This is a genomic window from Nocardioides sp. JCM 18999, assembly GCF_055391175.1.
In genome coordinates this window covers 2,948,446-2,973,158 of the sequence record NZ_AP043887.1, presented here as the reverse complement: position 1 = coordinate 2,973,158, position 24,713 = coordinate 2,948,446, and the positions used below count along the sequence as shown (strand labels likewise).

Annotated in this window: 27 protein-coding genes; 1 reads left to right on the top strand and 26 read right to left on the bottom strand. The window is 69.9% G+C overall.

Annotation, left to right across the window (positions count from 1 at the left end):
* Window positions 1–5: 5 nt before the first annotated feature.
* From ACZ5J1_RS14730 to ACZ5J1_RS14720, 3 genes are all read right to left on the bottom strand, one after another.
* Window positions 6–1,067, bottom strand: a complete 1,062-nt coding sequence (locus tag ACZ5J1_RS14730; protein ID WP_464560088.1) for a fatty acid desaturase family protein — start codon at window positions 1,065–1,067, stop codon at window positions 6–8.
* A complete protein-coding gene (locus tag ACZ5J1_RS14725; protein ID WP_464560086.1) occupies window positions 1,064–2,206 on the bottom strand; it encodes a glycosyltransferase family 4 protein in 1,143 nt (380 codons plus the stop codon). Before ACZ5J1_RS14725 ends, ACZ5J1_RS14730 begins: the two co-directional genes overlap by 4 nt.
* Before the next feature lie 138 nt (window positions 2,207–2,344).
* Window positions 2,345–4,066, bottom strand: coding sequence for an alpha-glucosidase (locus tag ACZ5J1_RS14720; RefSeq protein WP_464560084.1), 1,722 nt, complete (start codon window positions 4,064–4,066; stop codon window positions 2,345–2,347).
* Window positions 4,067–4,215: 149 nt separating this feature from the next.
* Here ACZ5J1_RS14720 and ACZ5J1_RS14715 point away from each other — a divergent pair, with 149 nt between their 5' ends.
* Entirely contained in the window at window positions 4,216–4,662 is a 447-nt protein-coding gene (locus tag ACZ5J1_RS14715; protein ID WP_464560082.1) for a DUF5994 family protein, read from the top strand.
* Here the strand turns inward: ACZ5J1_RS14715 and ACZ5J1_RS14710 are convergent.
* From ACZ5J1_RS14710 to ACZ5J1_RS14600, 23 genes are all read right to left on the bottom strand, one after another.
* Window positions 4,583–5,005: a hypothetical protein gene (locus tag ACZ5J1_RS14710; protein WP_464560080.1), complete on the bottom strand. Its 423-nt coding sequence runs from the start codon at window positions 5,003–5,005 to the stop codon at window positions 4,583–4,585. The genes ACZ5J1_RS14715 and ACZ5J1_RS14710 overlap by 80 nt on opposite strands.
* Window positions 5,002–7,080 carry a flagellar biosynthesis protein FlhA gene (gene flhA / locus ACZ5J1_RS14705; RefSeq protein ID WP_464560078.1) on the bottom strand — a complete coding sequence of 693 codons (2,079 nt, stop codon included), beginning with the start codon at window positions 7,078–7,080 and terminating at the stop codon, window positions 5,002–5,004. The genes ACZ5J1_RS14710 and flhA overlap by 4 nt, the downstream gene beginning before the upstream one ends.
* 129 nt (window positions 7,081–7,209) lie before the next feature.
* Window positions 7,210–8,361, bottom strand: a complete 1,152-nt coding sequence (locus ACZ5J1_RS14700; RefSeq protein WP_464560076.1) for an EscU/YscU/HrcU family type III secretion system export apparatus switch protein — start codon at window positions 8,359–8,361, stop codon at window positions 7,210–7,212.
* A complete protein-coding gene (locus tag ACZ5J1_RS14695; protein WP_464560074.1) occupies window positions 8,361–9,158 on the bottom strand; it encodes a flagellar biosynthetic protein FliR in 798 nt (265 codons plus the stop codon). Before ACZ5J1_RS14695 ends, ACZ5J1_RS14700 begins: the two co-directional genes overlap by 1 nt.
* A gap of 3 nt (window positions 9,159–9,161) precedes the next feature.
* Window positions 9,162–9,449 (bottom strand): flagellar biosynthetic protein FliQ, encoded by a 288-nt coding sequence (locus tag ACZ5J1_RS14690; RefSeq protein WP_464560072.1) that lies wholly within the window; start codon window positions 9,447–9,449, stop codon window positions 9,162–9,164.
* Window positions 9,449–10,240, bottom strand: coding sequence for a flagellar type III secretion system pore protein FliP (fliP, locus tag ACZ5J1_RS14685; RefSeq protein ID WP_464560070.1), 792 nt, complete (start codon window positions 10,238–10,240; stop codon window positions 9,449–9,451). Before fliP ends, ACZ5J1_RS14690 begins: the two co-directional genes overlap by 1 nt.
* Complete coding sequence (locus tag ACZ5J1_RS14680; protein ID WP_464560068.1) at window positions 10,240–10,725, bottom strand: flagellar biosynthetic protein FliO; 486 nt, start codon at window positions 10,723–10,725, stop codon at window positions 10,240–10,242. The genes fliP and ACZ5J1_RS14680 overlap by 1 nt, the downstream gene beginning before the upstream one ends.
* A gap of 42 nt (window positions 10,726–10,767) precedes the next feature.
* Complete coding sequence (gene fliN, locus ACZ5J1_RS14675; RefSeq protein WP_464560066.1) at window positions 10,768–11,697, bottom strand: flagellar motor switch protein FliN; 930 nt, start codon at window positions 11,695–11,697, stop codon at window positions 10,768–10,770.
* Window positions 11,698–11,763: 66 nt separating this feature from the next.
* Complete coding sequence (locus ACZ5J1_RS14670; RefSeq protein ID WP_464560064.1) at window positions 11,764–12,702, bottom strand: flagellar motor switch protein FliM; 939 nt, start codon at window positions 12,700–12,702, stop codon at window positions 11,764–11,766.
* A 112-nt stretch (window positions 12,703–12,814) separates the two neighbouring features.
* Window positions 12,815–13,258 carry a flagellar basal body-associated FliL family protein gene (locus tag ACZ5J1_RS14665; RefSeq protein WP_464560062.1) on the bottom strand — a complete coding sequence of 148 codons (444 nt, stop codon included), beginning with the start codon at window positions 13,256–13,258 and terminating at the stop codon, window positions 12,815–12,817.
* Window positions 13,255–14,184 (bottom strand): OmpA/MotB family protein, encoded by a 930-nt coding sequence (locus ACZ5J1_RS14660; protein ID WP_464560060.1) that lies wholly within the window; start codon window positions 14,182–14,184, stop codon window positions 13,255–13,257. The genes ACZ5J1_RS14665 and ACZ5J1_RS14660 overlap by 4 nt, the downstream gene beginning before the upstream one ends.
* A 2-nt stretch (window positions 14,185–14,186) precedes the next feature.
* Window positions 14,187–14,957: a motility protein A gene (locus ACZ5J1_RS14655; protein WP_464560058.1), complete on the bottom strand. Its 771-nt coding sequence runs from the start codon at window positions 14,955–14,957 to the stop codon at window positions 14,187–14,189.
* Window positions 14,957–15,295, bottom strand: a complete 339-nt coding sequence (locus ACZ5J1_RS14650; protein ID WP_464560056.1) for a flagellar FlbD family protein — start codon at window positions 15,293–15,295, stop codon at window positions 14,957–14,959. The genes ACZ5J1_RS14655 and ACZ5J1_RS14650 overlap by 1 nt, the downstream gene beginning before the upstream one ends.
* 165 nt (window positions 15,296–15,460) lie before the next feature.
* Complete coding sequence (locus tag ACZ5J1_RS14645; protein WP_464560054.1) at window positions 15,461–16,423, bottom strand: flagellar hook protein FlgE; 963 nt, start codon at window positions 16,421–16,423, stop codon at window positions 15,461–15,463.
* 55 nt (window positions 16,424–16,478) lie between these two features.
* Window positions 16,479–16,946, bottom strand: a complete 468-nt coding sequence (locus ACZ5J1_RS14640) for a flagellar hook assembly protein FlgD (protein WP_464560052.1) — start codon at window positions 16,944–16,946, stop codon at window positions 16,479–16,481.
* Between the two features lie 10 nt (window positions 16,947–16,956).
* Window positions 16,957–18,330 (bottom strand): flagellar hook-length control protein FliK, encoded by a 1,374-nt coding sequence (locus ACZ5J1_RS14635; RefSeq protein WP_464560050.1) that lies wholly within the window; start codon window positions 18,328–18,330, stop codon window positions 16,957–16,959.
* Complete coding sequence (locus ACZ5J1_RS14630; protein WP_464560048.1) at window positions 18,327–19,016, bottom strand: C40 family peptidase; 690 nt, start codon at window positions 19,014–19,016, stop codon at window positions 18,327–18,329. Before ACZ5J1_RS14630 ends, ACZ5J1_RS14635 begins: the two co-directional genes overlap by 4 nt.
* Complete coding sequence (fliJ, locus tag ACZ5J1_RS14625; protein ID WP_464560046.1) at window positions 19,013–19,477, bottom strand: flagellar export protein FliJ; 465 nt, start codon at window positions 19,475–19,477, stop codon at window positions 19,013–19,015. Before fliJ ends, ACZ5J1_RS14630 begins: the two co-directional genes overlap by 4 nt.
* Window positions 19,478–19,615: 138 nt before the next feature.
* Window positions 19,616–20,926, bottom strand: coding sequence for a FliI/YscN family ATPase (locus tag ACZ5J1_RS14620; protein WP_464560044.1), 1,311 nt, complete (start codon window positions 20,924–20,926; stop codon window positions 19,616–19,618).
* Window positions 20,923–21,675: a FliH/SctL family protein gene (locus ACZ5J1_RS14615; RefSeq protein WP_464560042.1), complete on the bottom strand. Its 753-nt coding sequence runs from the start codon at window positions 21,673–21,675 to the stop codon at window positions 20,923–20,925. Before ACZ5J1_RS14615 ends, ACZ5J1_RS14620 begins: the two co-directional genes overlap by 4 nt.
* Window positions 21,675–22,742 (bottom strand): flagellar motor switch protein FliG, encoded by a 1,068-nt coding sequence (gene fliG, locus ACZ5J1_RS14610; protein ID WP_464560040.1) that lies wholly within the window; start codon window positions 22,740–22,742, stop codon window positions 21,675–21,677. The genes ACZ5J1_RS14615 and fliG overlap by 1 nt, the downstream gene beginning before the upstream one ends.
* Window positions 22,739–24,346: a flagellar basal-body MS-ring/collar protein FliF gene (gene fliF, locus ACZ5J1_RS14605; RefSeq protein ID WP_464560038.1), complete on the bottom strand. Its 1,608-nt coding sequence runs from the start codon at window positions 24,344–24,346 to the stop codon at window positions 22,739–22,741. Before fliF ends, fliG begins: the two co-directional genes overlap by 4 nt.
* Before the next feature lie 9 nt (window positions 24,347–24,355).
* Window positions 24,356–24,712: a flagellar hook-basal body complex protein FliE gene (locus tag ACZ5J1_RS14600; RefSeq protein ID WP_464560036.1), complete on the bottom strand. Its 357-nt coding sequence runs from the start codon at window positions 24,710–24,712 to the stop codon at window positions 24,356–24,358.
* Between the last annotated feature and the right edge of the window lies 1 nt (window position 24,713).

Here is a 24,713-nt window from a genome sequence, read left to right as displayed (position 1 = left end):
CGCCGTCAGGACCCACGCATCTGGTCGGCCAGTGGGCAGTCGAACGGGTCGCGTGCCCGGAGCCCGACGTGGTTGAGGTAGCCGACCACCATCGCGTAGGAGCGGACGAGTCCCACCTCGGTGTACGGGATGCCGACCCTCTCGCAGTGTTCACGGACGATCGGTTGGGCGCGCTTGAGGTTGCAGCGCGGCATGCTCGGAAACAGGTGGTGCTCGATCTGGTAGTTCAGTCCGCCCATCGCGATGTCGGTCAACCAGTGGCCGTGCACGTTGCGGGAGACGAGGACCTGGCGTCGGAAGAAGTCGAGCCGCATCGCGGCGGGGATCATCGGCATCCCCTTGTGCGCGGGGGCGAACGACGCGCCGAGGCAGATCCCGAAGACGGCCATCTGGATCCCGATGAAGGCGGCAGCCATGCCGAGGGGAAGGAACCAGGCCACCACGGCGACGTACCCGACCAGCCGGGTGACCACGAGGGTCAGCTCCAGGCGACGCCACGGCTCGGTCGAGGAGCGGTCGAGTCCGCTGCGGATGCTGGCGATGTGCAGGTTGAACCCCTCCAGCGTCAGCAGAGGGAAGAAGAACCAGCCCTGGTGGCGCACCAACCAGCCGACGGCCCCGGTCCGGGCCTGCACCAGGTCCGGGGTGAACGAGATCGCGCCGGGCGCGATGTCGGGGTCCGTCCCGATCCGGTTGGGACCGCGGTGGTGCTGGGCGTGCTTGACCCGCCACCAGGAGAAGCTCAAGCCGGCGAAGCCACCGCCGAGGATCCGGGCCGTCCAGGCGTTCCAGGCGGCGGAGCTGAACACCTGGCGGTGGGCGGCGTCGTGGCCGAGGAAGCCGAACCGGGTGACGATCAGGCCGAGTGCGCCTGCCAGCAACAGCTGGTACCAGGAATCGCCGAGCAGGGTGAAGCCGACCCACACGGAGGCGAAGGCCGCAACGCAGGCCGAGATCTCGAGGGCGTAGTAGTCGTAGCGCCGCTTCAGCAGCCCGGCGGCGTACACGTCATCGGCGAGTGCGACGTAGCCGGCGATGAAGTGGTCGCGCGTGGGTGTGGGTGTCATGGTCGATCCCCGATCCGTTCAGGAGTGACCGGGAGGAGCCGTCGAACGGGCACCGGCGCGGCCGGCGACGGCAGCTCGACCAGGGCCTCGAGCTCCTCGACCACCTCGGCAGGCGTCTTCGGTCGCGGTCGACGCAGGACCTCGAGCAAGGCGGTCGCCGACTCCGCGACGGTGAAGTGGTTCGCCGCGGCTCGCCGCTCCGTGGGCGTGACCGCTCCGTGGGCGATCGCGTGTTGCAGCCCGACCGCCAGTGCTTCCGGATCGTCGGGCACGACGAGTGTGACGGCTCCGCAATCGGTCTCAGGCAGTCCGCCGTCGTCCGAGGCGACGACGCGGCAGCCCGTGTGCTGGGCCTCGATCGAGACGATCCCGAAGGTTTCGTGCCAGTACTGGCTGTTGGACGGGATGACGACGATGTCGTGCAGCGACATCAGGGCGGCCATCGCCTCGGGCGTCTTGCACGACTCCACCACCCGCACTCCCGGGTGCGCATGGAGCAGCGCGTGGATGATGGCGCCCTGAGGCTTGTCGGCACCCGCTGTGGTCGCCGTGATCGCGATCCGCTCGTCGGTGGCGATCAGGTCGTTGTGCAACGTGGCCAGCAGCGTGTAGATCCCCTTCTCCGGGCTCAACCGACCGGCGTAGAGGATCCTGACCCGATCCTGCTCCGCGGGCGGACGCACGACCGTCTCGAAGCAGGGTTCGGCGAAGGGGTAGACGACCGCGATCGTGGCGATGTCGACGTCGAGGAAGTCGGCCCAGAGTCCGGCGGCGAACGCGCTGGTCGCGATCAAGGAACGCGCACGCATCTGGGTTCGCACCGTTGCCTGCTCGGCTTCCCGCAGCGGCGGCGGGACGTGCAACATCTGGTACGCCGGCCGGCGGGTGCGCACCTCGGGGAACTGGGTCGTGAAGACCACGGTCCCGTCCAGCTCGGCGATGTCCTCAGGACGGTCGACGGCGTGGAACGGAATCCCGACGAACTCGTCGCGCCCGTCATTGCGACCGGCCCCGACGGTGACGATCCGGGCCGCGATCCCGCGCCGGTTCAACTCCCGGACGTGACCGATCGTGTAGTTCTCCGTGCCCCCGGTGCCGGCAGGAAGCGGGAGACCCGCTTCCCACACGAACGAGATCACGAGGAGATATCAGGCTCCGACATCGTCTCGCCTCCGATGTGCCTCGCTGCCCGGCCGGGAGGAAGACCCCTGCGAAGTGTCACGGTGTCTGTCCGGCGGTGGCAGTCCACTGTCCACGGTAGCCGGAGCACCAAGGAATCACGCTTCGTGGAGCTGGACCCGTGCCTCCCAGGGTGCCAACCGGTCGCGCGCGCGATCCTCCGCGGGATAGTTGCCGAGGATCACCCGGGCCGGATCGAGGCCGGAGGGGTCGACGCCGCCGGTCTCGCCGGACAGGTTCGCGACCACCCTGATCTCCCTGCTCCCGAACCGGCGGCGGAACGCGTAGACGCTCTCGTTGCCGATCTCCAGCAGGCCGAAGTCGCCTCGGGACACGACCGGCTCGGTGTGCCGGAGCTCGATCAGTCGACGGTAGAGGTGATAGATCGACCTCGGGTCGTGGCGCTGGCGGGCGGCGTTGAGCCACTGGTGGTTCGGGTTGACGCCGATCCAGGACGCGCCCGAGGTGAAGCCGGCACCACGGTCGCCGTTCCACTGCATCGGCGTGCGGGCGTTGTCTCGGCTGACGCGACGCAGCAGCGCCAACGCCTCAGCGGGATCCCCTCCGGCCGGTCCGACGCGATGGGCGTAGTACCGCAGCGACTCGACGTCGCGAAAGTCGGCGATGTCGGCGAAGACTCCGTTGGTCATCCCGAGTTCCTCGCCCTGGTAGATGTACGGCGTCCCTCGGTGCAGGTGCAGCACGATCGCCAGCGCTGTCGCCGACTCGAACCAGTACCGGGTGTCGTCGCCGTACCGGGAGACCACGCGGGGCTGGTCGTGGTTGTTCCAGTACAGGCTGTTCCATCCCGTGTCGCCCAGCTCGACCTGCCAGCGGCTGAGGGTCTCGCGCAGGTCGTCGACCCGGATCGGCTTCGGCGTCCACTTGTCACCGTCGTGGTCGAGCGAGACGTGCTCGAACTGGAAGACCATGTCCAGCTGTCCGTGCTGGGCGTCGGTGAAGGCGCGCGCCTGCTGCGGTGTCACCCCGGGCATCTCGCCCACCGTCAGGTAGGCGCCGGGCCGCGGCGCGAAGACCCGCTGACGCATCTCCGCGAGATAGGCGTGGATGCGCGGGCCGTAGGAGAAGTACGGCATCCCGTCGCCGTACCCGCTGGGGGTGAGCGGCCCGTCGGGTAGCTCCGGGTGCTTCGAGATGAAGTTGATGACGTCCATCCGGAAGCCGTCGATGCCGCGATCGAGCCACCAGTTCATCATCGCGAAGACGGCCTCGCGGACCTCGGGGTTCTCCCAGTTGAGGTCGGGCTGCTGGGGGGTGAAGAGGTGCAGGTAGTACTGACCCCGCTCGGGTGACCACTCCCACGCCGGGCCGCCGAAGACCGCGCCCCAGTTGTTCGGTTCGGCTCCCGGTTGACCGGGCACGGTGCCGGGCCGGGGGTCGCGCCAGAAGTACCAGTCGGCTTTGGCTCCGTGCCGACCACGCCGCGACTCGAGGAACCACGGATGCTCCTCCGAGGTGTGGTTCACCACCAGGTCGAGGATCAGCCGCATGCCCCGCTCGTGCACCGCGGCGATCAGGGTGTCGAGGTCGGCCAAGGTGCCGAAGAGCGGATCGATGCCCTGGTAGTCGCTGATGTCGTAGCCGTTGTCGGCCTGCGGCGACGGGAAGACCGGAGAGAGCCAGACGACGTCGACCCCGAGGTCCGCGATGTGGTCCAGGTGGGTGATCACCCCACGCAGGTCACCGATTCCGTCGCCGTCGGAGTCGGCGAAGCTGCGCGGATAGACCTGGTACACCACCGCCGAGCGCCACCACAGCTCGTCGGGGTCCTGCACGGCGGGACCCGCGTCTGCAGTCACCTGATGAACCGTACTCGTGCACCCGTGACCTCAGGAGGTGCGACGTAGGCTGGCACCAGGACCGCAAGCGTCGGGTCCGCACCCTTCCCCATCGAGCCCGGTGGGAATCGACCCCGACGACAGCGGCGACATCTGAGGTGGTGGCCGCCATGGCCGCTCGAATCCCGTCCCCCCGCGTCGCCCTTCGGCCCGAAGCCGATCACACGCCCCCGGATCGTTCTCTTCCCGAGGGTGCGTGGTGGCCGGAGAACCGGTCGCTCTCCGAACAGCTCGGTCAGCTGTTCGCCTCCTGGCCCCCGGAGCGTGGCCGGATCCATCGCGTGCTGTACTCACCGCCGGACTGGGACGACCGTCCCCGGTCGGTCGACGTGCCCGGCCGCCGCGTGAAGGTGGGGAGCTTCCCCCGCGACGACACTCACGAGCTGGTCCTGACCCTCGCGAACGGTGAGCGCCGCCGGATCACGGTGATCCCACCCGCGACCGACCCCGCAGCTGCTCAGGAGGTGCTCTCCACGGTCACAGCCCGTCGGGGAAGCCCTCGAGTGGGTCCAGAGGATCCGCAGCTGCCGACGGTGCCACCGGCTCCTCTGCGGTAGCAGCGGCGCCTGCGGCCTCCGCCCGGAGGAAGTAGCGCCGCACGCCTTCGCCGATCAAGCAGCAGCCGAGTGCGACCAGACCCCAACGCCCGAGCATGGTGCTCAGCGTGATCTGGTGACGCACCAGTCCTTGGACCAGGGCGGGGGAGGCGAAAACGGTGGCCAGCACCAGGCCGGGCAGCACGGTGATCGGTTGCCACGCGGTCCGAGCCGGGGTGGCCGGAGACGGCGAGGGCGCCGTCTCAACCGATGCCACGGACGTGGGTGGTGCCAGGTCGGGCACCACGGTCAGGCGAGGCTCCCCGAAGGGATCCTCCTCGAGCAGGGAGAGTGCTGCGCTCATGCGGTCACCGCCAAGGTCGGACGAAGGGCGTCCTCAACCGGCTGGCCGGTGACGATGCCGACCGAGCGCACCGACGTCGCGCCGGTGATCTCGGAGTAGGACAGGACAGGGAGGGTCTCGAGGGCCGGCTCGATCAGGCGTCGTACGGCGAACCGCAGCTGCGGTGCGCAGACCAGGATCGGCCGGGCGCCGGTGTTCTCCGCCGTGGTGGCGAAGTTGTTGAGCGCGACCAGGATGTTCTGGGCGAGCTCGGGGGACAGGGTGAGCACCGCACCGATCTCGGTGGTGCGCAGCGACTCGAACATGCTCTGCTCCAGCATCGGGTCGAAGCTGATCGCCGAGACCGTCCCGTCGGACAGGTAGGGCGCGACCAGGGCCGGGCCCAACGCCATCCGGGCGGAGTCGACGAGGCCGTCGATGTCCTTGCTGACCGGAGCACGCAGCGACAGGGCCTCGAAGATCCGGACCAGGTCCCGCACCGAGACGCCTTCGTCGAGGAGGCCGCGCAGCACCCGTTGGATCTCGCCGAGGGAGAGCTGCACCGGGGTGAGCTCCTCGATGACGACCGGGTGGGTGCGCTTGACCACGTCGGTGAGCAGGCGGACGTCCTCACGGCCGAGCAGGCGGCCGGCGTGCTTGGTGACCACCTCGGACAGGTGCGTGGTGATCACGGAGGCCCGGTCGACGACCGTCGCCCCGGTGATCTCGGCCTGGTGCCGCATCTCGAGCGGGATCCACTTGGCCTCCAACCCGAAGACCGGCTCGCGGGTCGCCGTACCGGGCAGGGAACCGAGGGTGTCCCCGATCGCCAGCACGGTGTCGCGGGGCGCCGTCCCGCGGGCGACCTCCACCCCGAACAGCGTGATCGCGTACGTCGACCCGGGCAGCTCCAGGTTGTCGCGGGTGCGGACCGGCGGGATCACGATGCCCAGCTCGCCGGCGGTCTTGCGGCGCAGGGCCTTGACCCGGTCGAGCAGGTCGCCGCCCGTGGTGGCGTCGACCAGGTCGATGATGTCGGCGGCCAGCTCCAGGCCGAGCGGATCGACGAGGATCTCGCTGGCCAGCGCTTCGGGGGAGTCGTTGTGCGCGGCGGCAGCGGCGGCGGACTCGGCCTCGTTGGCCAGGGCGAGCACGGCGGCGGGCTTCTCGGCCACGATCCGGGCGGCGAAGACCAGCAGCAGGCCGCCGGTCAGCAGGAACGGGATCTTGGGCATGCCGGGGATGATGCAGAGCGCGAGCGCGGCGAAACCGGCGATGCGCAGCGGCGCCTTGCGGCTGCCGATCTGCGCCATGATGTCCGAGCCCATGTCGTCGTCGCTGACCGACCGGGTGACGATGAGGCCGGTGGCGACGCTGAGCAGCAGCGCCGGGATCTGGGAGACCAGGCCGTCCCCGATGCTGAGCAGGGAGTAGTGCGTGATCGCCTCGGAGAACGACATCCCGTTCTGGACCACGCCGATCGCGAACCCGCCGAGCAGGTTGACCACCGTGATGCAGATGGCGGCGATCGCGTCACCCTTGACGAACTTCGAGGCACCGTCCATCGCGCCGTAGAAGTCGGCCTCGGCGTGCACGTCGGCACGGCGCTGGCGAGCCTGGTCCTCGTCGATCAGGCCGGAGTTGAGGTCGGCGTCGATCGCCATCTGCTTGCCGGGCATCGCGTCGAGGGTGAACCGGGCGCCGACCTCGGCGACGCGGCCGGCACCGTTGGTGATGACCACGAACTGGATGATCAACAGGATGATGAAGACGATCAGACCGACGATCAGGGAGCCACCGACGACGAAGTGGCCGAAGGTGTCGATCACCTTGCCCGCATAGCCGTCGAGCAGCACGAGGCGGGTGGCGCTGACGTTGAGCGCGAGCCGGAAGAGGGTCATCACCAGCAGTACCGACGGGAACGACGCGAAGTCGAGCGGCCGCTGGACGAACATTGCGGTCAGCAGGATCAGCAGCGCGCCGGTGATGTTGAACGCGATCAGCATGTCGAGGGTGAAGGCCGGCAGCGGCACGACCAGCATCACCACGATGGCGACGATGCCGACGGGAACGCCGAGCTTGGAGAGGTGCTTCACGGACGGGCCTATCTCGAGGTCACTGCATCAGTGCCGTCCCTGGCGCTGCCGAACACTGGTCCACCATCCCTGGTCTCCGGGTGCTTTCATCGGCAACGCGGTGAGCGATCTGAGGACCCCGCCGAAGTGTCAGGCGAGATGTTCCTGGGTGGACGGCCGACGGCGCCCGGGAGGCAGCACCTCGGGCAGCGGCAGGTGCCGGTCGGTGCGCGGCGAACGGTGCTCCCCGCCGTGCTGGCCGAGATTGCGACGCCCGATCACGAAGGCGAGCACCTGCGCGACGGCACCCCACAGCTCGCGGGGGATCTCCTGGCCCACCGTGCAGGAGCGGTACAGCGCACGGGCGAGGGGGACGTCCTGGACCAGCGGCACCCGGTTCTTCGCCGCCTCGAGCCGGATCTTCGCCGCGATCGCGCCCGCCCCGCGGGCGACCACCCGGGGTGCACCCTCCTCGGGGGCGTAGCGCAGGGCGATCGCGACGTGGGTCGGGTTGACCAGCAGCACGTCGGCCTGGGCGACGTCGGCGATCATCCGCTGCCGGGCGGCCTGGCGCTGGCGGGCACGGATCGCGCTCTTGACCAGCGGATCGCCTTCGGCCTGCTTGTGCTCCTGCTTGACCTCGGACTTGGTCATCATCAGCTGCTTGTTGTGGCGACGCTTCGTGATCAGGTAGTCGACCGCGGCGAAGGCCAGCCCGACGATCGAGATCGTCCGGATCAGCGAGAACGCGCTGTCGTGCACCACGTCGAGCACGGCGTCCATCGGGACGAAGCCGCCCACCAGCGGCATGATCCCGCGGATCGCGCGCCAGGCGATGAAGCCGACGACGAGCGACTTGAGCAGCATCTTGGCGCCCTGCCACCAGGTCTGCGGGCCGAGGAGCTGCTTGATCCCGGTGATCGGGTTGAGCTTGTCGAACTTGGGTTGGAGCTTCTTGGGCGCCATCACGAAGCCGCCCTGGGAGACCGCCGCGACGAAGCTGACCAGCGCGATCGTGCTGGCCAGGATCACCACGGCCCAGAACGCGTGGGTGAACCCCATCCGGAGCAGCTCCAGCGCCTTCGGGACCGTGGGGTCCTCGATGCTGCGCAGGCTGGCCGTCATCAGGTCGTGCAGGGCCTCGAACTCGCGGCTGAGCAGCGGGGCGAGGACCAGGCCGACCACGAAGAGGGAGAGCCACGACCCGAACTCGGGGGTGCGCGCGACCTGTCCCTCGCTGCGCGCCTTCGCCCTCTTCTTGGCTGTCGGCTTCTCTGTCTTGTCCTCACCGGAGGCGGCCATCAGCTCACCCCCGACATCGCGGACATCGCCTGCAGGGTGAGGTCGGTGAGCTTGCGGACCACGGCGGGCAGCATCGGGAAGCTGGCGCCGACCAGGATCAGGGTGAGGCCGATCTTGGCCGGGAACATGATGCTCATCGCGTTGAGGGCGGGGGCGACCTTGGTGAGCAGCGCCAGAGCGAGGTCGGCGATGAAGAAGACAGCGATCAGGGGCAGCGCGATCTGGAGGCTGGTGACGGTCAGCACCCGGAAGGCCGTCAGCATGATGGCCTGCCAGTTGGTGAAGTCCGGGGTGCCGTCCAGGGGCAGGAACTCGAACGTCTTGAGCAGGCCGCCGATGATCAGCAGGTGGGCGCCCGTGACGAGCAGCAGCGCCAGGCCGATCCACTGGTAGAAGCGGCCGAAGACCGAGTTCGTGTTCATCGACATCGGGTCGTAGGCGGCGACCATCTGGAACTGCCCGAAGGTGTCGACCAGGCTGCCGGCCATGCTGATCGAGGTGAACAGCAGCTGCACCACGAAGCCCAGCGCCAGCCCGATCAGGACCTGGGTGAGCACCGCCAGGATCAGCTGCGGGGTGGTGGTCGGGAGCCGGTCGTCGACCAGGTCACCGGTGACGACCAGCGCCAGCGCGAGCGACATCACCACCTTGACCATGGTCGGGACCGACCGGCTGTTGAACGGCGGCGCGACGAAGAGCCAGGCGATGATCCGCACCGTGGCGAGCAGGAACGCCGTCAACTGGGCACCGTTGATGGTGACGTTGGCGTTCAGCTCGGTCGGGAGCGCGGCGATCATGACTCAGGCGAGCAGCGACGGGATGGACTCGAAGAGGTTCACCGTGAAGCTGATCATCGTGTGCAGCATCCAGTTGCCGCAGAAGAGCATCGCGATCGCGACTCCGATCACCTTCGGGACGAAGGAGAGCGTCGGCTCCTGGATCTGGGTCATCGACTGGAACAGCGAGATGGTGAAGCCGATGACGAGCGAGGTCACCAGGAACGGGGCCGACAGCTTGGCCGCGACGAGCATGGTCTTGAGCGCGAGCTCGATGATCGCGGTGTCGGTGACTTCCAGCGGCGCGATCATCAATAGCTCCCCACGACGGCTCTGATGATCAGCCCCCAGCCGCTGACCAGCACGAAGAGCAGCAGCTTGAACGGGAGCGACACCATCACCGGGGGCATCATCATCATGCCCAGCGCCATCAGCGCCCCGGAGACGACCACGTCGATCACCAGGAACGGGATGAAGATGATGAACCCGATCAGGAACGCGTCCTTGAGCTCGGACAGGATGAACGCCGGGACCAGGGTGGTCAGCGGGACGTCCTCGCGGCTCTTGGGCAGCTCCCGGTCGGCGACCGAGGTGAGCAGCTTGAGCTCGTCGTCGTCGGTGTTCTCGAGCATGAACTCCTTGACCGGCTCGATGCCGTCGTGCCACGCCTGGGAGAGCGTCACGTCCCCGTTCAGGTAGGGCTGGATCGCCGCATCGTTGACCGACGACACCACCGGGGCCATCACGAACAGGCTGAGGAACAGCGCCAGTCCGGCCAGCACCTGGTTGGGCGGCGTGGTCTGCAGACCGAGCGCGTTCCGGGTCAGGCTGAGCACGACCAGGATCTTGGTGAAGCTGGTGCAGGTCAGCAGCAGCGCCGGCGCGACCGAGAGCAGGGTCAGCGCCAGGATCGTGATCAGGGAGTTGCTGGGCTTGTCGGTCAGCCCGTCGAGGTTGACCTGGACCGTGGGCCCCGTCGGGTCCGACGGACCGTTGGGGCCGTCCGGCGCGGCCAGCGCGGAGCTCAGGAAGGCGCCCGGTGCGACGACGAGCGTCACCGCTCCCGTCGCCACGAGGAAGGCGCGGGAGGTGATCGGGCCCATCAGGAGGCCTTCGAGTCGAGGTCGGAGTCGACCTGGGCCTGCGCGTCGGCGGGGGCGTCGGTGGGCGCGCCGGCGGTCCGGGGGCGGACCTGCTCCCACGTCTGCCGCCACGTCTGCGGGGACAGGATCGAACCGTTCAGACCGCCGGGCTTGAACGGGACCGGCATCTTGGCGACCGCGGCCGCGGGCGTCGTACCGGAGGGGTCGTGCGGTTCGAGGGCCGCCTCGAGGTCGTCCATGTCGAGGCCGACCTCGTCGGGTTCCACCTCGGTCAGCAGGGTGACGTGCTGGTCGGTGGTGCCGAGGACGAGCACCCGGGTGCCGACCGTGACGACGGCGACCTGGGTGTTGCGGGTGAGGTGCTGGCGGTGAACGACCTGGATCGGGGCGCCGGAGCGCCCCTTGAACCGGCGGTTGGCCACACGGGAGATGAGCAGGAGCAGACCGAGGACCAGCGCCAGGGAGAAGATCAACCTGATCGCCAAGCCCACCATGCTGGCTCCCTCGCTGGAGGAGCCGAACATGGGTCAGACCGCCCCGAGCTGCGCTGTGTCGTCGAGGATCTCGGTGACGCGCAGACCGAAGTCCTCGTCGACCACGACGACCTCGCCGCGTGCGATCAGGCGGCCGTTGACCAGCAGGTCGGCCGGGCTCCCGGCCGCGCGGTCGAGCTCGAGGACGGCACCGGGGGAGAGGGCGAGCAGGTCGCGCACCGTCATCCGGGTCCGGCCCAGCTCGACGGTCACCTCCATGTCGACGCCGTGCAGCATCTCGAGGCCGCGCTGGCCCGGGACGGTTCCGGCGTACGCCGCCGCGGCCATGCCCGCGGCACCGAGGGCTCCGGCGAGCGGTGCCGACAGATCCGCCAGGGGCGCGTTGGCCGGGGCCGGTGCGGCAGCGGGTGAAGCGGCGGGCGAGGCGGCGAGCGGAGCGTCGACGATCTGCTCGACGACCTCCGGCATCTCCGGCATGTCCTGCTCGGCGATCGGCTCACGGGCGCCGGCGAGCGCCTCGTCGCCGATCAGGATCGCGGCGTCGATCCCGATCCCGATCAGCGGCACCGTGGTGAAGGCACCGCCGGCACCTCCGACCAGCTCGGTCAGGATCGTGTCCAGGTCGACGGTGCGGGCGCCGCGGGCGCGGGTGCCGAGCTGGGCGGCGATCGCCTCCAGCGCGGGGGTGACGGCGGCGTGCAGGTCGAGGCCGCCGAGCGGGCTCGAGGCCAGCGCGTTGACCAGCTCGGCGCCGACCAGGACCGCGATCCGGCCGGGGACCGGAGCATCCAGGTCAGCGATCGCGCCGCCGGCGAAGGCGGCGGTGACGTGCGGGTTGCCCGGCTGGGTCGGGCCGACGGTCAACGGTTCGACGGCCGGAAGGACCGCGGCTGCGGCTTCGGCTGCTGCCGCGGCGCGGGCCTCGGCCGCGCCGGCGGCGAAGTCGGTGGGGAACTCGCTCATGGGGGGTCTCCTTGGGGTGAGCGTCGCTGGACGAAGACGGGGTGGGGCGGGGTCGGTGCCCCAGGATCAGGTGGGCGCGTTCGGGTCGCGGGGTGTGTCGACGATCAGCGCGGCGAGCTTCTGGCCGCGGGCGCCGGGGGTGGCGTGGGCGAACGTGTTCCCGGCCACGGTCACCTCGAGCGGAGAGGTGGCCAGGTGGTCCAGGCGGAGCACGTCGCCGGGGCGCAGCGAGCTGATCTCGCGCGGTCCGAGGTTCGTCGAGCGGAACCGGACCGAGACCTGCACGGGGACCCGGTTGAACTGGGTCTGCAGCGTCTGCGATGCGGCCGCACGCTGGGCGCGCTCACGGTCGGAGACGGGGCCGGGCTGGGCGGCCTGGGCCAGGTGGGAGCCGAGTCCGGAGAACGGCAGGCACACCGTCATCCGGTGCTCACGGTCGTTGATCTTGAGCTCGAAGCTGAACACCACCATCACGTCGGCGGTGGCCGCGACCTGGGCGAACTGGGGGTTGTACTCGACCCGGAGCAGCTCGGGCTCGATCGCGACGATCGAGTTGAAGTAGTACTGCATCTCGCCGAGCAGTCGCTCGATCAGCCCGCGAGCGACGTTGGACTCGATCTCGGTGAGCGGCCGGTCCGGCTGGTCGGGGGACCCGGGGCCGCCGAGCATGTGGTCGATGCAGGAGAAGACCGCGAACATCGGGATCTCGAGCATGCAGACGCCCGGGATCGGGTCGGCCGAGAAGAGGGTCATGTACGTCTGGCTGTCCAGCGAGTCGACGTACTCGGCGTAGGTGCGCTGCTGGATGTCGAGCAGGGTCACCGAGCAGACCGTCCGCATGGAGGAGGTGAACACGGTGCTCGCCTGGCGGGCGAAGCCGTCGAAGGCGAGCTGGAGCGTGCGGGAGTGCTCACGGGACAGCTGGATCGGCCGCCGGAAGTCGTACGGAACCGGCTCGGCCGAGCGTCCCCGACGACGCCCCTTTGACGGCACTGTGGTGTTCACGCCGACCTGATCGGCGTCCCTCACGGGGTTCTGAGGAGTTGGCTCGATTGAGTCCTAGGTCCGTGAGCCTTAGGTCCGTGAGCCTTAGGTCCCGCCCGGTCCTCCTCGAGTCCTACTGGGTGACGAACTCGGTGTAGTAGACGTCCATCACGTGGCCCTCGTAGGCCTCCTTGAGCGCGATCATGAGGTGCTGCTTGAGCTCCTCGCGGGCGCCCTTGGCCATCACCTGCGACATCGACAGGCCGCTGAAGGTCTCGATCTCGGCGTCGAGGGCCTTCGAGCCGTCGAACTCCTCGGCGTGCGCGTCGGTGGTCAGCTGCAGGGCGATGCCGGCACGGAGGTAGTGCCCGTCGGCCAGGTTGATCTGGAGGGAGTCGAGCTTGACCACCTCGCCGGGGACCGGCGCCTTGGGACCGGTCTCCTTGGGCTTGAGCACGAGGAACCAGCCGGCGCCGGCAGCGACGGCGAGGACGAGGACGAAGGCGATCAGCTTGACCGGCTTGCGCTTGGCCGGGGCTTCGGCGTCGCCCTTCGGCGGCATGGCGGTGACGGTCATGGCGTGGCTCCCGTGTGGCTGGTCGAAGAGGCGGGCTTGAGCGAGTTCTGGACGAGGTTGAAGCGGGCGCGGGTCTCGGCAGGTGCCTGGGAGAGGACGATGACGTCGACCCGCTTGTTGAGGTTCTGGGAGCCGTCGATCTTCGGGTCGATCAGCGGCTTGGTGTGGCCGAAACCGGTGGCGCTGAGCCGCCCGGTCGGGACGTGGTGCTGCTCGTTGAGGAAGCGCAGGGCCGTGATCGCGCGGGCCGTGCTGAGCTCCCAGTCGGTCGGGAAGTACTTCGGCTTCACCTTGACCTGGTTGGTGTGGCCGTCGATCTCGATCGGCTCGGTCAGCCCGGCCAGGATCGGGGCGACGGTGGCCAGGATCGTCCGGCCGCGTGCGGTCAGCGTGGCCAGGTTGGGCTCGAACACGACGTGCCGGGAGACCAGCGAGACGACCAGGCCGCGCTCGTCGATCTGGGCCTGGACGTCGTCGCTCAGCCCCTTCTTCGACAGCGCGCTCTTGATGTGAGCCCAGACCTCGGTGAGGTGGTCCACCTCGGCCTGGGCGGCCGCGTTGGCGCGACCGGTCTCGTTGACGTTCTGCAGGGTCAGCTCGCGCTCGACGGCGGAGCGCTCCGAGGGGGTCAGGTTCGCCATCATCGAGCCGAACGGGGTCGAGTCCTGCTGGACAGCGCCGGCGTCGTCGTTCTGCGGGTTGGCACCGTTGAGGATGTTGATGCTGTGCCCGAAGCCGTTGGCCAGGCCGTTCTTGAGGGCCTGGTACTTGCGGGTGTCCACCGTCGACATCGCGAACATGATGATGAAGAGCACCATCAGCAGGGTCACCATGTCGGCGTACGTCACGAGCCAGCGCTCGGAGCCCTCCTCGTGCTCTTCCTCGGCGTGGCCCCGACGCCGTCGCGACCGGGTGGAGGTGGACATGGTCAGGCCGCCTCGGGGTCCTGCTTGGTGGCAGGCAGCAGCGACTTGAGCTTCTCGGCGACCAGGCGCGGGTTGGAGCCGGCCTGGATGGCGGCGACGCCCTCGATGGTGAGCTCCATCCGGGCTGCCTCGAGCTGGCCGACGCGCTTGATCCGGTGGCCCAGCGGGAACCAGACGATGTTGGCCATCATCACGCCCCACAGGGTGGCGACGAAGGCGGAGGCGATCAGGGGGCCGAGGGTCTCGGGGGTGGAGAGGTTCTCCAGGACGTGCACGAGGCCCATCACGGTCCCGATGATCCCGATGGTCGGGGAGTAGGCGCCCGCGTCGGAGAAGAACTTCGCGGCCTGCTTGTCGGCCGCTCGCTTGGCCTCGACCTCGGACTCGAGGATGTCGCGCAGCTCCTCGGGGTCGGTGCCGTCGATGGCCATCGTGACGCCCTTGACCAGGAACGGGTCCTCCACCTCGCGCAGTCCGTCCTCGAGGGCGAGGAGCCCTTCGCGACGGGCCTTCTCGGCGAGCGAGACGACGGTGGGCACCAGGTCGGAGGCGGGGGTCGCGTTGGCGGTGAACGCCTTCTTGAGCGACGGCACGATCGCCTTGGCGTCGGCCATCGTCCCGCCGGCCATGCTGACCAGCACCGTGGTGCCGATGACCAGCAGCATCGGGGGGAACAGCAGCAGCGAGGTCGGGTGACCGCCCTCGAGGATGTTCGCCACGATGATGACGACGAAGGCGAGCCCGATCCCGAGCGCGGCGGCTGGATCCTTCATCAGCTGTCTCCTCCGGTGCGCTCAGTGTCGGAAGAACGCCGCGTCGCGGGGTGGGAGGCGACCGAAGCCAGCTTCCCTTCCGCCCCGCGACGCGGTGCAGGCGTCGCCGCGTGGAGGGCCTGGACCTGGGCGTGGGCCGCGTCGAGGAGGGAGCCGAGAGCGACGATCTCGCCGCGGTAGGCGACCACGGCGTCCAGGACCGCACCCATCGGTTCGGCGACGACGTACTTCTTGCCGTCCACGAGGGTGATGACGGTGTCAGGGGTGCTGTCGACCCGCTCGATGAGGTCGGCGTTCAACAGGAATTGAGATCCAGAGAGCCGGGTGAGCGTGATCATGAGAGCACCGTCCTTGTGCGTTCATTCCGAGGTGCGGCCGTCCATGGCCGCGTACAACACAGTTCGGCGTGGCGTGGCGACTTCTGAGGGAGAACGTGCAACAGGGGCCTTCCGTCGCCGGAAGGCCCCTGTTGTGCGGCGACGCTGGGAGGACGTCGCTACCGATCAGCGCTTCATGTTGATCAGGCCCTCGAGGACCTGGTCGGAGGTGGTGATGACCTTGGAGGAGGCCTCGAAGCCGCGCTGAGCGAGGATCAGGTTGGTGAACTCCTGGGCGAGGTCGACGTTGGACATCTCGAGGCTGCCGACGTTGAGCTTGCCGTGGCCGGTCGACCCGGCGTCGTTGACGTCGGGGGCACCCGAGTTGGCCGCGGCCGCGAACTGGGTGTCGCCGACCTTGTTCAGACCCTGCGGGTTGGTGAACGTGGCGAGCTCGACCCGGCCCATGTCGCGCTTGATGCCGTCGTCGTAGGTGCCGCGGATGACACCGTCGGAGCCGATCTCGTAGGACGACAGGGTGGCGGTGTACGCCGTCACCGGGTTGGTGCCGTCGAGGTCGCCCACGCCGACGGTGACCGTCTTGATCTGGGTCAGGGTGGTCAGGTTGGTCGCCGGAGGACCAGCCGGGAACGTGGCGGTCGCGATGTTGGCGCCGGTCGACGGGTCCTGGCTGTAGGTGTAGGCGGTCGGGTCGGCCGAGAGGCCCATCACGAACTTGCCGTCGGGGGCGACCAGGTTGCCCATCGAGTCCCAGGAGAACGCGCCGGCGCGGGTGTAGACCTGGTTCGGCTGAGTGGGGCCGTTGCCGCCGGAGCCGAGGATGAAGAAGCCGTCGCCGCTGACCATCATGTCGGTCGGGCGACCGGTGGTCTGGTTGGAGCCCTGGGTGAAGTTGCCGCTGGTGGCGGCGAGCTGGACGCCGAGACCGATCTGGATCGGGTTGGTACCACCGGTCTGGGCGGTCGGCACGCCACCGGCGGTCAGCATCTGGGACAGGGTGTCCTGGAAGACCGTCGTGGAGGCCTTGAAGCCGGTGGTGTTCGCGTTGGCGATGTTGTTGCCGGTGACGTCGAGCATGGTCTGGTTGACCCGGAGGCCGGAGATACCGGCGAAGAGGGAACGAAGCATCTGATGACTCCTGGTGATCTGTCGGGCTGTCGGGTGGTCGGAATGTCGGGGTGGGTCAGCTCGCGTCGGCGGTGCTGCTCGCATCGCCGGTGCTGCTGCCCGCGCTGGTGCCTGCGCTGTTGACGGAGACGACCATCGAGACCGGGACGGTCTCGCCGTCGACGGTCAGGGAGGGGCCGGTGGCGGAGAAGTTCGCGCCGGTCGCGGTGCCGGTGTGGAGACCACCGGTGGAGTCGGCGTAGGTGACCTGCTTGCCGATCATCCCGGCAGCACCGAACGTCATCTGGGCGTTGAGCAGCTCCGCCATCGAGTCGGCGACGTTCTGCATCTTCTCCAGCGAGGTGAACTGCGCGTTCTGGCTCATGAACTCGGTCGAGTCGGTCGGGTTCATCGGGTCCTGGTACTTCAGCTGCGCGACCAGGAGCTGGAGGAACATGTCGTGGTCCTGGGTCGAGGCCGAGCTGTCGGCCGCGCCGAGGGCGGTCCAGGCATTCGAGATGCCTTCGGTGCTGGAGACGGTCACTGTCTACTCCTCACATCAGCCGGTCGAGCCGACCGGCGGGCGTCGTGGTGGGACGGATCGGTGCGCCTCCGTCGAGAGGCGCAGCAGTGCGGGGCGAACCGGCCGGCGAGGCGCCGTACGGGTTCTCGGGGCGGGAGCCCTGCTGGCTCGCGTGCTGGCGGGCCTGGTTCTGCTGCTGGCCCTGCTGCTCGGCGAGGGAGGCGAACGGGCGGTTGCCGCCGTCGGAGTCGGTGTTCGACGGGTTCGAGGAGCCGGCCTCGCGCACCACGATCCGGGTGTCGGCGCCGGCGGTGAGCTCGAGCATCTTGTGCAGCTCGCCGGTGCCCGAGGCCAGGGCCGCCCGGGCAGTGGGGTTGTCGGCGCTCAGGTGCACCTGCAGGCTGCCGGCCCGGGCGATCATCGTCACCTTCACCTCGCCGAGGTTCTCCGGGTTGAGCACGATCGCGATCCGGTGCGTGCCCGGGCCCGCGCTCTGCGCGAGCCGGGTGATCTCCGGGAAGGTCTGACCCGTCACCGAGGCGGCCGTGGTGGTGCTGCTCGCGGCGGTGGTGCTCGTGACGGTGGCCGGGGCGGTCGCTCCGGCGGCGAGGGTCGGCATCGTGGCGCTCGGGTCGCTCGCCTGGCTGACGTCCGCGGCGGCGGCGAGGGTCGCGGAGCGGAGGTCCTCGCCGGTGGTGCCGGACTGGCCGTTGCTCTGCTGGCCGGTCTGGGTGCCCGTCTGCGTGCCGGTCTGGCTGCCGGGCTGGCCACCGATCGGGGTGCTGGCGGAGGCGGGCGTGCCGGCCTGTCCGGCGTCGGGGGTGGTCGCGCCGGCGAGCGGGGTGGTGCTCGGGTCGGCGGTCTGGACCGTGAAGCTCGCGAGACCGGTGGGCTCCGCCTTCCCCGGTACGACGCCCTCGGCCGCGCCCGGCAGCGGACCGGTGCCGAGGGTGGTGCCGAGGGTGGTTCCGACGGTGCTCACGTCGATGGCGGCGGGGGAGGTGGTGCCGGCGGGCGTGGCGCCGATCGCGCCCTCGGTCCCGCTGACACCGGCCATCCCGGGCAGCGCGGAGAAGAGGGGGTTGACCGTGCTGCCCGGGAGGGCGGGCGGGATCGCCGCCACCAGTGCCGACCCGTCGCCCAACGTCTGCGAGGACGGGTCGGAGGTTCCATCGGCCGCGGGGGGAGTGGTCTGAGGAGCACCGGCCAGCGCAGCCTCGAGCTCGGCGACGAAGTCGGCCGGCCCGTCCTCGCGCCGGTCCTCGCGTCGGTCGGCGCGGTCGGTGGCGGTGTCCGGGGCCTCGGTCCGCTCGTGCTTGACGCGGGAGGGCCGCGACGAGGACGTGCTCGGGCCGGTGCTGCCGCCGGGGGCGGGCGGCAGGGTCAGGGTGGGGAGGACGGTCATCGGTTCCCTCCGGAGAAGAGTGCCTGCAGGTCGTAGGCGGAGCGGGAGGTGGCCACGGCGTCGGAGCCGTTGAGGGCGGCCAGGGCCGCGGTCACGCTGGCCCCGGTCGTGCGGGAGCTGGATCCCGTGACGGTGGACTGGTCGATCACCCGACGGATGTAGTCGGGGGTCGAGGGCACGTCGACGATCCGGACGTTGAGCCCGGTGCGGGGCGCCTCGATCATCTTCCCGTTGCCGAGGTAGATGGCGATGTGGTCGGCACCGTTGTTGCGGCTGGAGTTGTCCCAGGCGAGCAGGTCACCGGGACGAGCCTCGGCCAGGGAGGAGACCGCGGTGCCGCTGCGGGCCTGGTCGGCGGAGAGTCGCGGCAGGTCGATCCCGACGGTCTTGAACGCCTGCTGGACCAGGCCGGAGCAGTCCACCCCGGTGGCCAGCGAGTTCCCGCCCCACACGTAGGCCTTGCCCAACGCCGACTCGGCGGCAGCGATCACGCGCTGCTGGACGTCGCTGATGTCCGCCGCGGTGCCGGTCGTGGTGCTGAGACGGCCGAGTGACGACGTACTGGCTGCGGTGAGCTCGCTGCCGAACGCAGCGGCCGAGGCGGCGTCGGTCATGCTCGTGCCGGCCAGGGACTGGATCTGGCTCTGGATCGCCTGGATCCGGTCGGTGACGCTCGCGATGCTCATGCGCCGGCCGCGCTCTCGGCGCGGTTGCGCATCCAGGCCTGGGCGGCGAGGTCGTCGGCCTCGCGGGCGGCCTTGCGGTCGGCCTCGACCCGACGCTCCGCGGCACGACGCTCGAGGAGCTGCTCGACGGCGGAGAGCTCGCTCTTGTCGTGCTCCCAGCGGGCGCGAGCGCGATCGGTCTGCGCCTCGGCCGTGGCCACCGCCGCCTGGGCGTCGCCGAGGGAGGTGTTGAGCTGGCCGAGCGTCATCCGCAGGGTCAGGAGTGCGCCGGGGGCGCCGGAGCCGAGGATCTCAGCCTCCAGGGCCGCCGCGGCCCGAAGCTGGGCGTGCAGCTGGGCCAGCCGCTCCTCGCGATCGCGCTGTTCGACCAGCGCGTGCTGGAAGGAGAGCAGGCTCGCCTGCTCCTGCACACCGCGGACGCGTGCGACGGCCGTCAGACCTGGATCAACACGTGTGGACACGACACAGCCTTCGTTCGAGGGGGCCGGTCCATCGGCACTCACAGTGAGCAATCCGTCGCTCGGGGATCTCGTTCGGCCCTCTCACCCCTGACCTGAGCGGCCAAAGGTCCCGACTTCGGCCATCTCGGCGAGGAAGGACTACGGGAGGGGGGCGCCGACGAGGCCGTGGAGGGCGGCCCAGGTGTCGCCGGAGGGTTCGCCCATGCTCTGCTGGAGGAAGGCGTTGATCTGGGGGAGGAGGGCGAGGGCGGCGTCGGCGTCGGCGTCGGAGCCGGCGGCGTACGCGCCGATCTCGACGAGCTCCTTCACCGAACGATGCGCGGCCAGGAGGCGGCGGAGGCGACGGGCGTCGCCCTGCTGCTCGGGCGTGCACACCGTGGACTGGAGACGCGAGATCGACTCGAGCACGTCGATCGACGGGAAGTGCCCCGCCGTCGCCAGGGAGCGCGACAGCACGATGTGCCCGTCCAGGATCGACCGTGCGGTGTCACCGATCGGGTCCTGCAGGTCATCGCCCTCGACCAGGACCGTGTACAGCCCGGTGATCGAGCCCTCCGGCGAGGTGCCGGCCCGCTCGAGCAGCCGCGGCATCAGACCGAACACCGACGGCGGGTACCCGCGCGTGGCGGGCGGTTCGCCGGCCGAGAGCCCGATCTCGCGTTGGGCCATCGAGACCCGGGTGAGCGAGTCCATCATCAGGACGACGTCACGGCCGGCGTCGCGGAAGGACTCGGCGATCCGGGTGGCGACGAAGGCGCTCCGCATCCGTTCGACCGCGGGCGCGTCGGAGGTCGCGACCACGATGACGGAGCGAGCCAGCCCTTCGGGACCGAGGTCGTTGTCGATGAACTCGCGGACCTCACGGCCACGTTCGCCGACGAGGGCGATCACGTTGACGTCGGCCGACGTACCGCGGGCGATCATCGAGAGCAGGGAGGACTTGCCGACGCCGGAGCCGGCCATGATTCCGATCCGCTGACCCCGCCCGCAGGCGACCAGCGCATCGAGCGCCCGCACCCCGAGCTCGACCGGCTGCTCGATCCGGGGTCGCTGCAGGGCGTTCGGTGCCTCGTTGTCGACGCTCACCCGGGGGAGGTGGTCGAGCGGCGGACCGCCGTCGATCGGTCGGCCGAGGCCGTCGAGCACGCGGCCGAGCAGCTCCTCACCGATCTGCACCTGCAACGGGCCGCCGGTGTGGCGGACCAGGTCGCCGATGCAGACCCCGGCCAGGGAGCCGAGCGGCAGGCAGATCAACCGGTCCGGGTGCAGGGCGGCGACCTCGGCCAGCACCGGGGTACCGGTGCTCGAGGTGACCTCGACCAGGTCACCGACGGCCGCGGACAGGCCGATCACGACCAGACGCAGTCCGAGGATCTCCGAGACGGAGCCGAAGCTGACGGTGCGCGCGGCCAGGAGTGATTGCTCGACGTGCAGGTCGGTCAGGATCACGGGGTCGCCCCGGGGCGGGGCTGGGGTGCGCGCGGGGGACCGACGAGCCGGTCCGCAGCGGTCCGCGCCACCACCCGCGGGTCGGTCAGCACGGCCCGGACCCGCTGCATCGCGGTGGTGATCCGCAGGTCCGTGACGGCACCGTTGGCCACGACGAGCGCGTCGCCGGGGCCGAGGCGCGGGTCGGCCTCGATCTCCAGGCCGAGCCCGACCAGGTCGTTGACCGCGGCGTCGCCGGCCAGTGCCGGCGGCAGGTGGACGGTGCCGGTCGGCACCGCGGGCAGCACGTTGAGCACCCGGCGCACCACGGCGGGAGCGCGGACGGCGGTGATCTCGGCCTGCATCAGGGTCTCGGTGAGCTGCCACGCCAGGTCGGTGGACTGCTCCTCGATCGTGGTGCACAGCGTCTCGAGCAGACCGCGCACCTGCTCGGCGGCGCGGGCCAGCGAGTGGATCGCAGCGGCGTGCTCGGCGGCCCGGACCTCCTCGGCCTCCAGCCGCTCGGTCTCGGCCCGACGGGCCTCCTCCTCGGCGAGCTGGGCGGCCTCGCGGCGACCCTGGGCCCAGCCGACCGCGTACCCCTGGGCGTTCGCCTCGGCGCGGGCGGTCTGGCTGATCTCCTCGAGCACCGTGCGGGCGAGCTCGGTCTGCTCGACGTGGCCGCGGGGCAGCTCCGGCATCGCCAGGGCCTCCACCTCGGCGGCTGCCGAGCCGGATGAGCGCAGCACGTGGTGCTCGAGCGAGCGCATCAGACCACGAACTCCTCGTCGTTGCCGCGCCGCACGGTGATCTGGCCCTGCTCCTCGAGCTGGCGGATCGTGCGGATGATGGCCTGCTGCGACTCCTCGACCTGGGCGAGACGGACGGCACCGAGCATCTCGACCTCGTCGAGCAGGTTCTCGGCCGCACGCTCGGACAGGTTGCCGGTGATCTTGTTGCGGACCGCGGCCGAGACGCCCTTGAGCGCGAGAGCGAGGTCGCCGGTGTCGACCTGGCGCAGCACCTGCTGCACCGACCGGTCGTCGAGCCCGACGATGTCCTCGAACATGAACATCCGGCTCTTGACCTCGTCGGCGAGCACGGGGTCGAGGCCCTCGAGGCCCTCGACGATCTGACGCTCGGTGGGGCGGTCGGAGCGGTTGATGATGTTGACCAGCGGGTCGACGCCGCCCACCCGGGAGACCTCTGCGGGCTGCAGCATCGAGGAGAGCTTGCGCTCGAGGACCGACTCCACGGCCCGGATGATCTCCGGCGAGGTCCGGTCCATCACCGCGATCCGGTGGGCGACGATCGCCTGCTGGTAGGCCGGCAGGCCCGAGAGCAGCAGCGACGCCTTGTCCGGGGTCATGTGCGCCATCACGAGAGCGATCACCTGGGGGTGCTCCTCGGCGATGAAGCCGCGCAGCTGCGCCGGGTCGGCCCGGTGCAGGAACTGGAAGGGCATCTGCACCGCGGCGGCGTGCAGCCGGTCGATGATCTCGGCCGCCCGCTCCTCGCCGATCGAGTTCTGCAGCAGCTGCTGGGCGAACCCGAAGCCGCCCTGGGCGATGTGGGCCCGGGCCACCATCATCTGGTGGAACTCGAGCAGCACGTCGTCGGTCTCGGAGCCGGAGATCATGTCGAGCTGGGAGATCTGGGCGGTGATCGCCTCGACCTCGGCGTCGTTCATGTGCTTGAGCACCGCCGCGGCGCGCTCCTGGCCGAGGTTGACCATCAGGATCGCGGCCTTGCGTACGCCGGCGGAGTTGGCCAGGGAGGTTCCGGCAGTGGCCATCACGGCCAGTGCGGGGGTCATCGTCGGGGTCATCGTGCTCATGACTTGTGATCCACCAGCCATCCACGCAGCAGTGCTGCCACGTCTTCGGGTTGACGCTCGACCAGGGCGTTGAGCTCCTCGCGGATCTCGTCGCTCGGGTTGAGCTCCAGCGGTGCCGCGCTCGCCTCGAGCTCGGCCATCAGCTTGTTCGTCTCCAGCTCGCCGGCCGCGCGGGCCTCGGCGTCGGCACGCAGCTGTTCGACGACGTAGGTGGTGGCCAGCTCGCGGGCCTTCGCCTTGCGTCGGGCACGGACCCAGGCCAGCAGCAGCACCAGGAAGATGACTCCGCCGATGGCGCCGTTGCGGATCCAGACCATCCGGGCCGCAGCGGCCTTCGCGGCCTCCGCCTTGGCCAGCTCCTTCGCGTTGCTGGTCTCGGTGGTGCGGTCGAACGGCATCGAGCTGACGTCGATGGTGTCGCCACGCTTGGTGTCGATGCCGGTGGCGGCGGCGATCGCGTTGCGGATGTCGGCGGGCTGGATGGTGCCGAGCGCCGCCGCGTCGAGGATGACGCCGATGTGCAGCGACCTCACCGAGCCGGGTGCGGCCTCGCGGGCCTCGTCGACCTGGCCGACGGCGTTGTCCTGGGTGGTCGTGCCGTTCTCGTACGTCGACGGGCCGTCGCTGCCGGTGGCGGACGGATCCATCTGGCCGTCAGGCCCGACCACGCCGTTGACCGCGGAGCTGAGCTGGTCGCCCGGACCGGTGTACTTCTCGAGCTGCTTGGTCTCCGACAGCGGCGGGGTCTGGGGGTCGTAGATGTAGCGCCGGGAGTTGGTCTTGGTGGAGTCGAAGTCCAGCACCGGGGTGACGTTGATCGTCGCGTTGCCCGGGCCGATCACCCGGTCCAGCGTCGCCTGGATCTGCGACTGCATCTGCTCCTGGAACGCGGAGACCGCCTGCTGGTTGGTACTGGCCGCGCCGGCGACCGAGGAGTCCTGGACCGTGAGCGTCTTGCCGGTGGCGTCGGAGACGCTGACCTTGTCCGGGTCGAGCCCCTCGATCGAGCTGGAGACGAGGTTCACGACCGTCTGGACCTGCTCGGTCGTCAGGGTGTCCCCCATGCCGGTCTTGACCAGGACCGAGGCGGTGGTGGGCTCCTGCTCGTCGGTGAAGACCTGCTTCTCCGGCATCGCCAGGTGCACGACCGCGGTCTCGACACCGTCGATCGCCTCGATGGTCTTGGCGAGCTCGCCCTCCATCGCCCGCTTGAAGTCGGTCTGCTCCTGGAAGTCGGAGGTGGAGAGGCTGTTGTTGTCGAGCAGGCTGTAGCCGCCCGAGTCGGAGGCCGGCAGGCCCTTGCCCGCCAACGCGATCTTCGCCGAGTCGACGGAGGACTTCGGCACCATGATGGTCTCGCCGCCGTTGGTCAGCTCGTAGGGGACGCCCTCCTTGTCGAGCTCCTCGACGATCGCGGAGGCGTCGCTCCCCGACAGGTTGGAGACCAGCGGCGCGTACGTCGGCGCCGACGCCCAGTTGAAGACCAGGAAGCCGCCCAGCACCAGGGCGACCGTGCCGATCAGGGCGACGGCCTTCTGACCGACGGTGAAGTCACCGAAGGTGCGGGCATACCGGCCGAGCTGCCGGGTGAGGTTCTCGCGCATCGGTCAGCCTCAGATCGGCATCGTCATGATCTGCTGGAACGCGGCGACAGCCTTGTCCCGGACCGCGACGGTCAGCTGGGTCGCCAGCTGGGCCTCGCTCGCGGCGATGGTGTAGTCGTGGATCGCGTTCAGGTCGCCGGTCGCCGCCTGGACGGAGAGGTTGGCGGCCTTGTCGGCCATCCCCTCGACCGACTCCAGGCCCTGGGTCAGCAGGTCGCCGAACTCCGAGCCGGTGCCCGTCGGCCCGGTCGGGCCGGTGGGGGAGCCGAGGCCGCTGGCACTGCCGACGCCGCCGACGCCGGAGGTGAGCGAGTCGGGGTCGCTGATCGTGGTGATGCTGGGGAACTCGAGCGGGGTGATCGACATG

Bases quoted from the DNA above. Each gene is read 5' to 3' on its own strand.
- ACZ5J1_RS14730 (WP_464560088.1), bottom strand. From the start codon at position 1,067: ATGACACCCACACCCACGCGCGACCACTTCATCGCCGGCTACGTCGCA.
- ACZ5J1_RS14715 (WP_464560082.1), top strand. From the start codon at position 4,216: ATGGCCGCTCGAATCCCGTCCCCCCGCGTCGCCCTTCGGCCCGAAGCC.
- ACZ5J1_RS14710 (WP_464560080.1), bottom strand. From the start codon at position 5,005: ATGAGCGCAGCACTCTCCCTGCTCGAGGAGGATCCCTTCGGGGAGCCT.
- ACZ5J1_RS14700 (WP_464560076.1), bottom strand. From the start codon at position 8,361: ATGGCCGCCTCCGGTGAGGACAAGACAGAGAAGCCGACAGCCAAGAAG.
- ACZ5J1_RS14695 (WP_464560074.1), bottom strand. From the start codon at position 9,158: ATGATCGCCGCGCTCCCGACCGAGCTGAACGCCAACGTCACCATCAAC.
- ACZ5J1_RS14690 (WP_464560072.1), bottom strand. From the start codon at position 9,449: ATGATCGCGCCGCTGGAAGTCACCGACACCGCGATCATCGAGCTCGCG.
- fliP (WP_464560070.1), bottom strand. From the start codon at position 10,240: ATGGGCCCGATCACCTCCCGCGCCTTCCTCGTGGCGACGGGAGCGGTG.
- fliN (WP_464560066.1), bottom strand. From the start codon at position 11,697: ATGAGCGAGTTCCCCACCGACTTCGCCGCCGGCGCGGCCGAGGCCCGC.
- ACZ5J1_RS14665 (WP_464560062.1), bottom strand. From the start codon at position 13,258: ATGACCGTCACCGCCATGCCGCCGAAGGGCGACGCCGAAGCCCCGGCC.
- ACZ5J1_RS14660 (WP_464560060.1), bottom strand. From the start codon at position 14,184: ATGTCCACCTCCACCCGGTCGCGACGGCGTCGGGGCCACGCCGAGGAA.
- ACZ5J1_RS14655 (WP_464560058.1), bottom strand. From the start codon at position 14,957: ATGAAGGATCCAGCCGCCGCGCTCGGGATCGGGCTCGCCTTCGTCGTC.
- ACZ5J1_RS14650 (WP_464560056.1), bottom strand. From the start codon at position 15,295: ATGATCACGCTCACCCGGCTCTCTGGATCTCAATTCCTGTTGAACGCC.
- ACZ5J1_RS14645 (WP_464560054.1), bottom strand. From the start codon at position 16,423: ATGCTTCGTTCCCTCTTCGCCGGTATCTCCGGCCTCCGGGTCAACCAG.
- ACZ5J1_RS14635 (WP_464560050.1), bottom strand. From the start codon at position 18,330: ATGACCGTCCTCCCCACCCTGACCCTGCCGCCCGCCCCCGGCGGCAGC.
- ACZ5J1_RS14630 (WP_464560048.1), bottom strand. From the start codon at position 19,016: ATGAGCATCGCGAGCGTCACCGACCGGATCCAGGCGATCCAGAGCCAG.
- ACZ5J1_RS14615 (WP_464560042.1), bottom strand. From the start codon at position 21,675: ATGCGCTCGCTCGAGCACCACGTGCTGCGCTCATCCGGCTCGGCAGCC.
- fliG (WP_464560040.1), bottom strand. From the start codon at position 22,742: ATGAGCACGATGACCCCGACGATGACCCCCGCACTGGCCGTGATGGCC.
- fliF (WP_464560038.1), bottom strand. From the start codon at position 24,346: ATGCGCGAGAACCTCACCCGGCAGCTCGGCCGGTATGCCCGCACCTTC.
- ACZ5J1_RS14600 (WP_464560036.1), bottom strand. From the start codon at position 24,712: ATGTCGATCACCCCGCTCGAGTTCCCCAGCATCACCACGATCAGCGAC.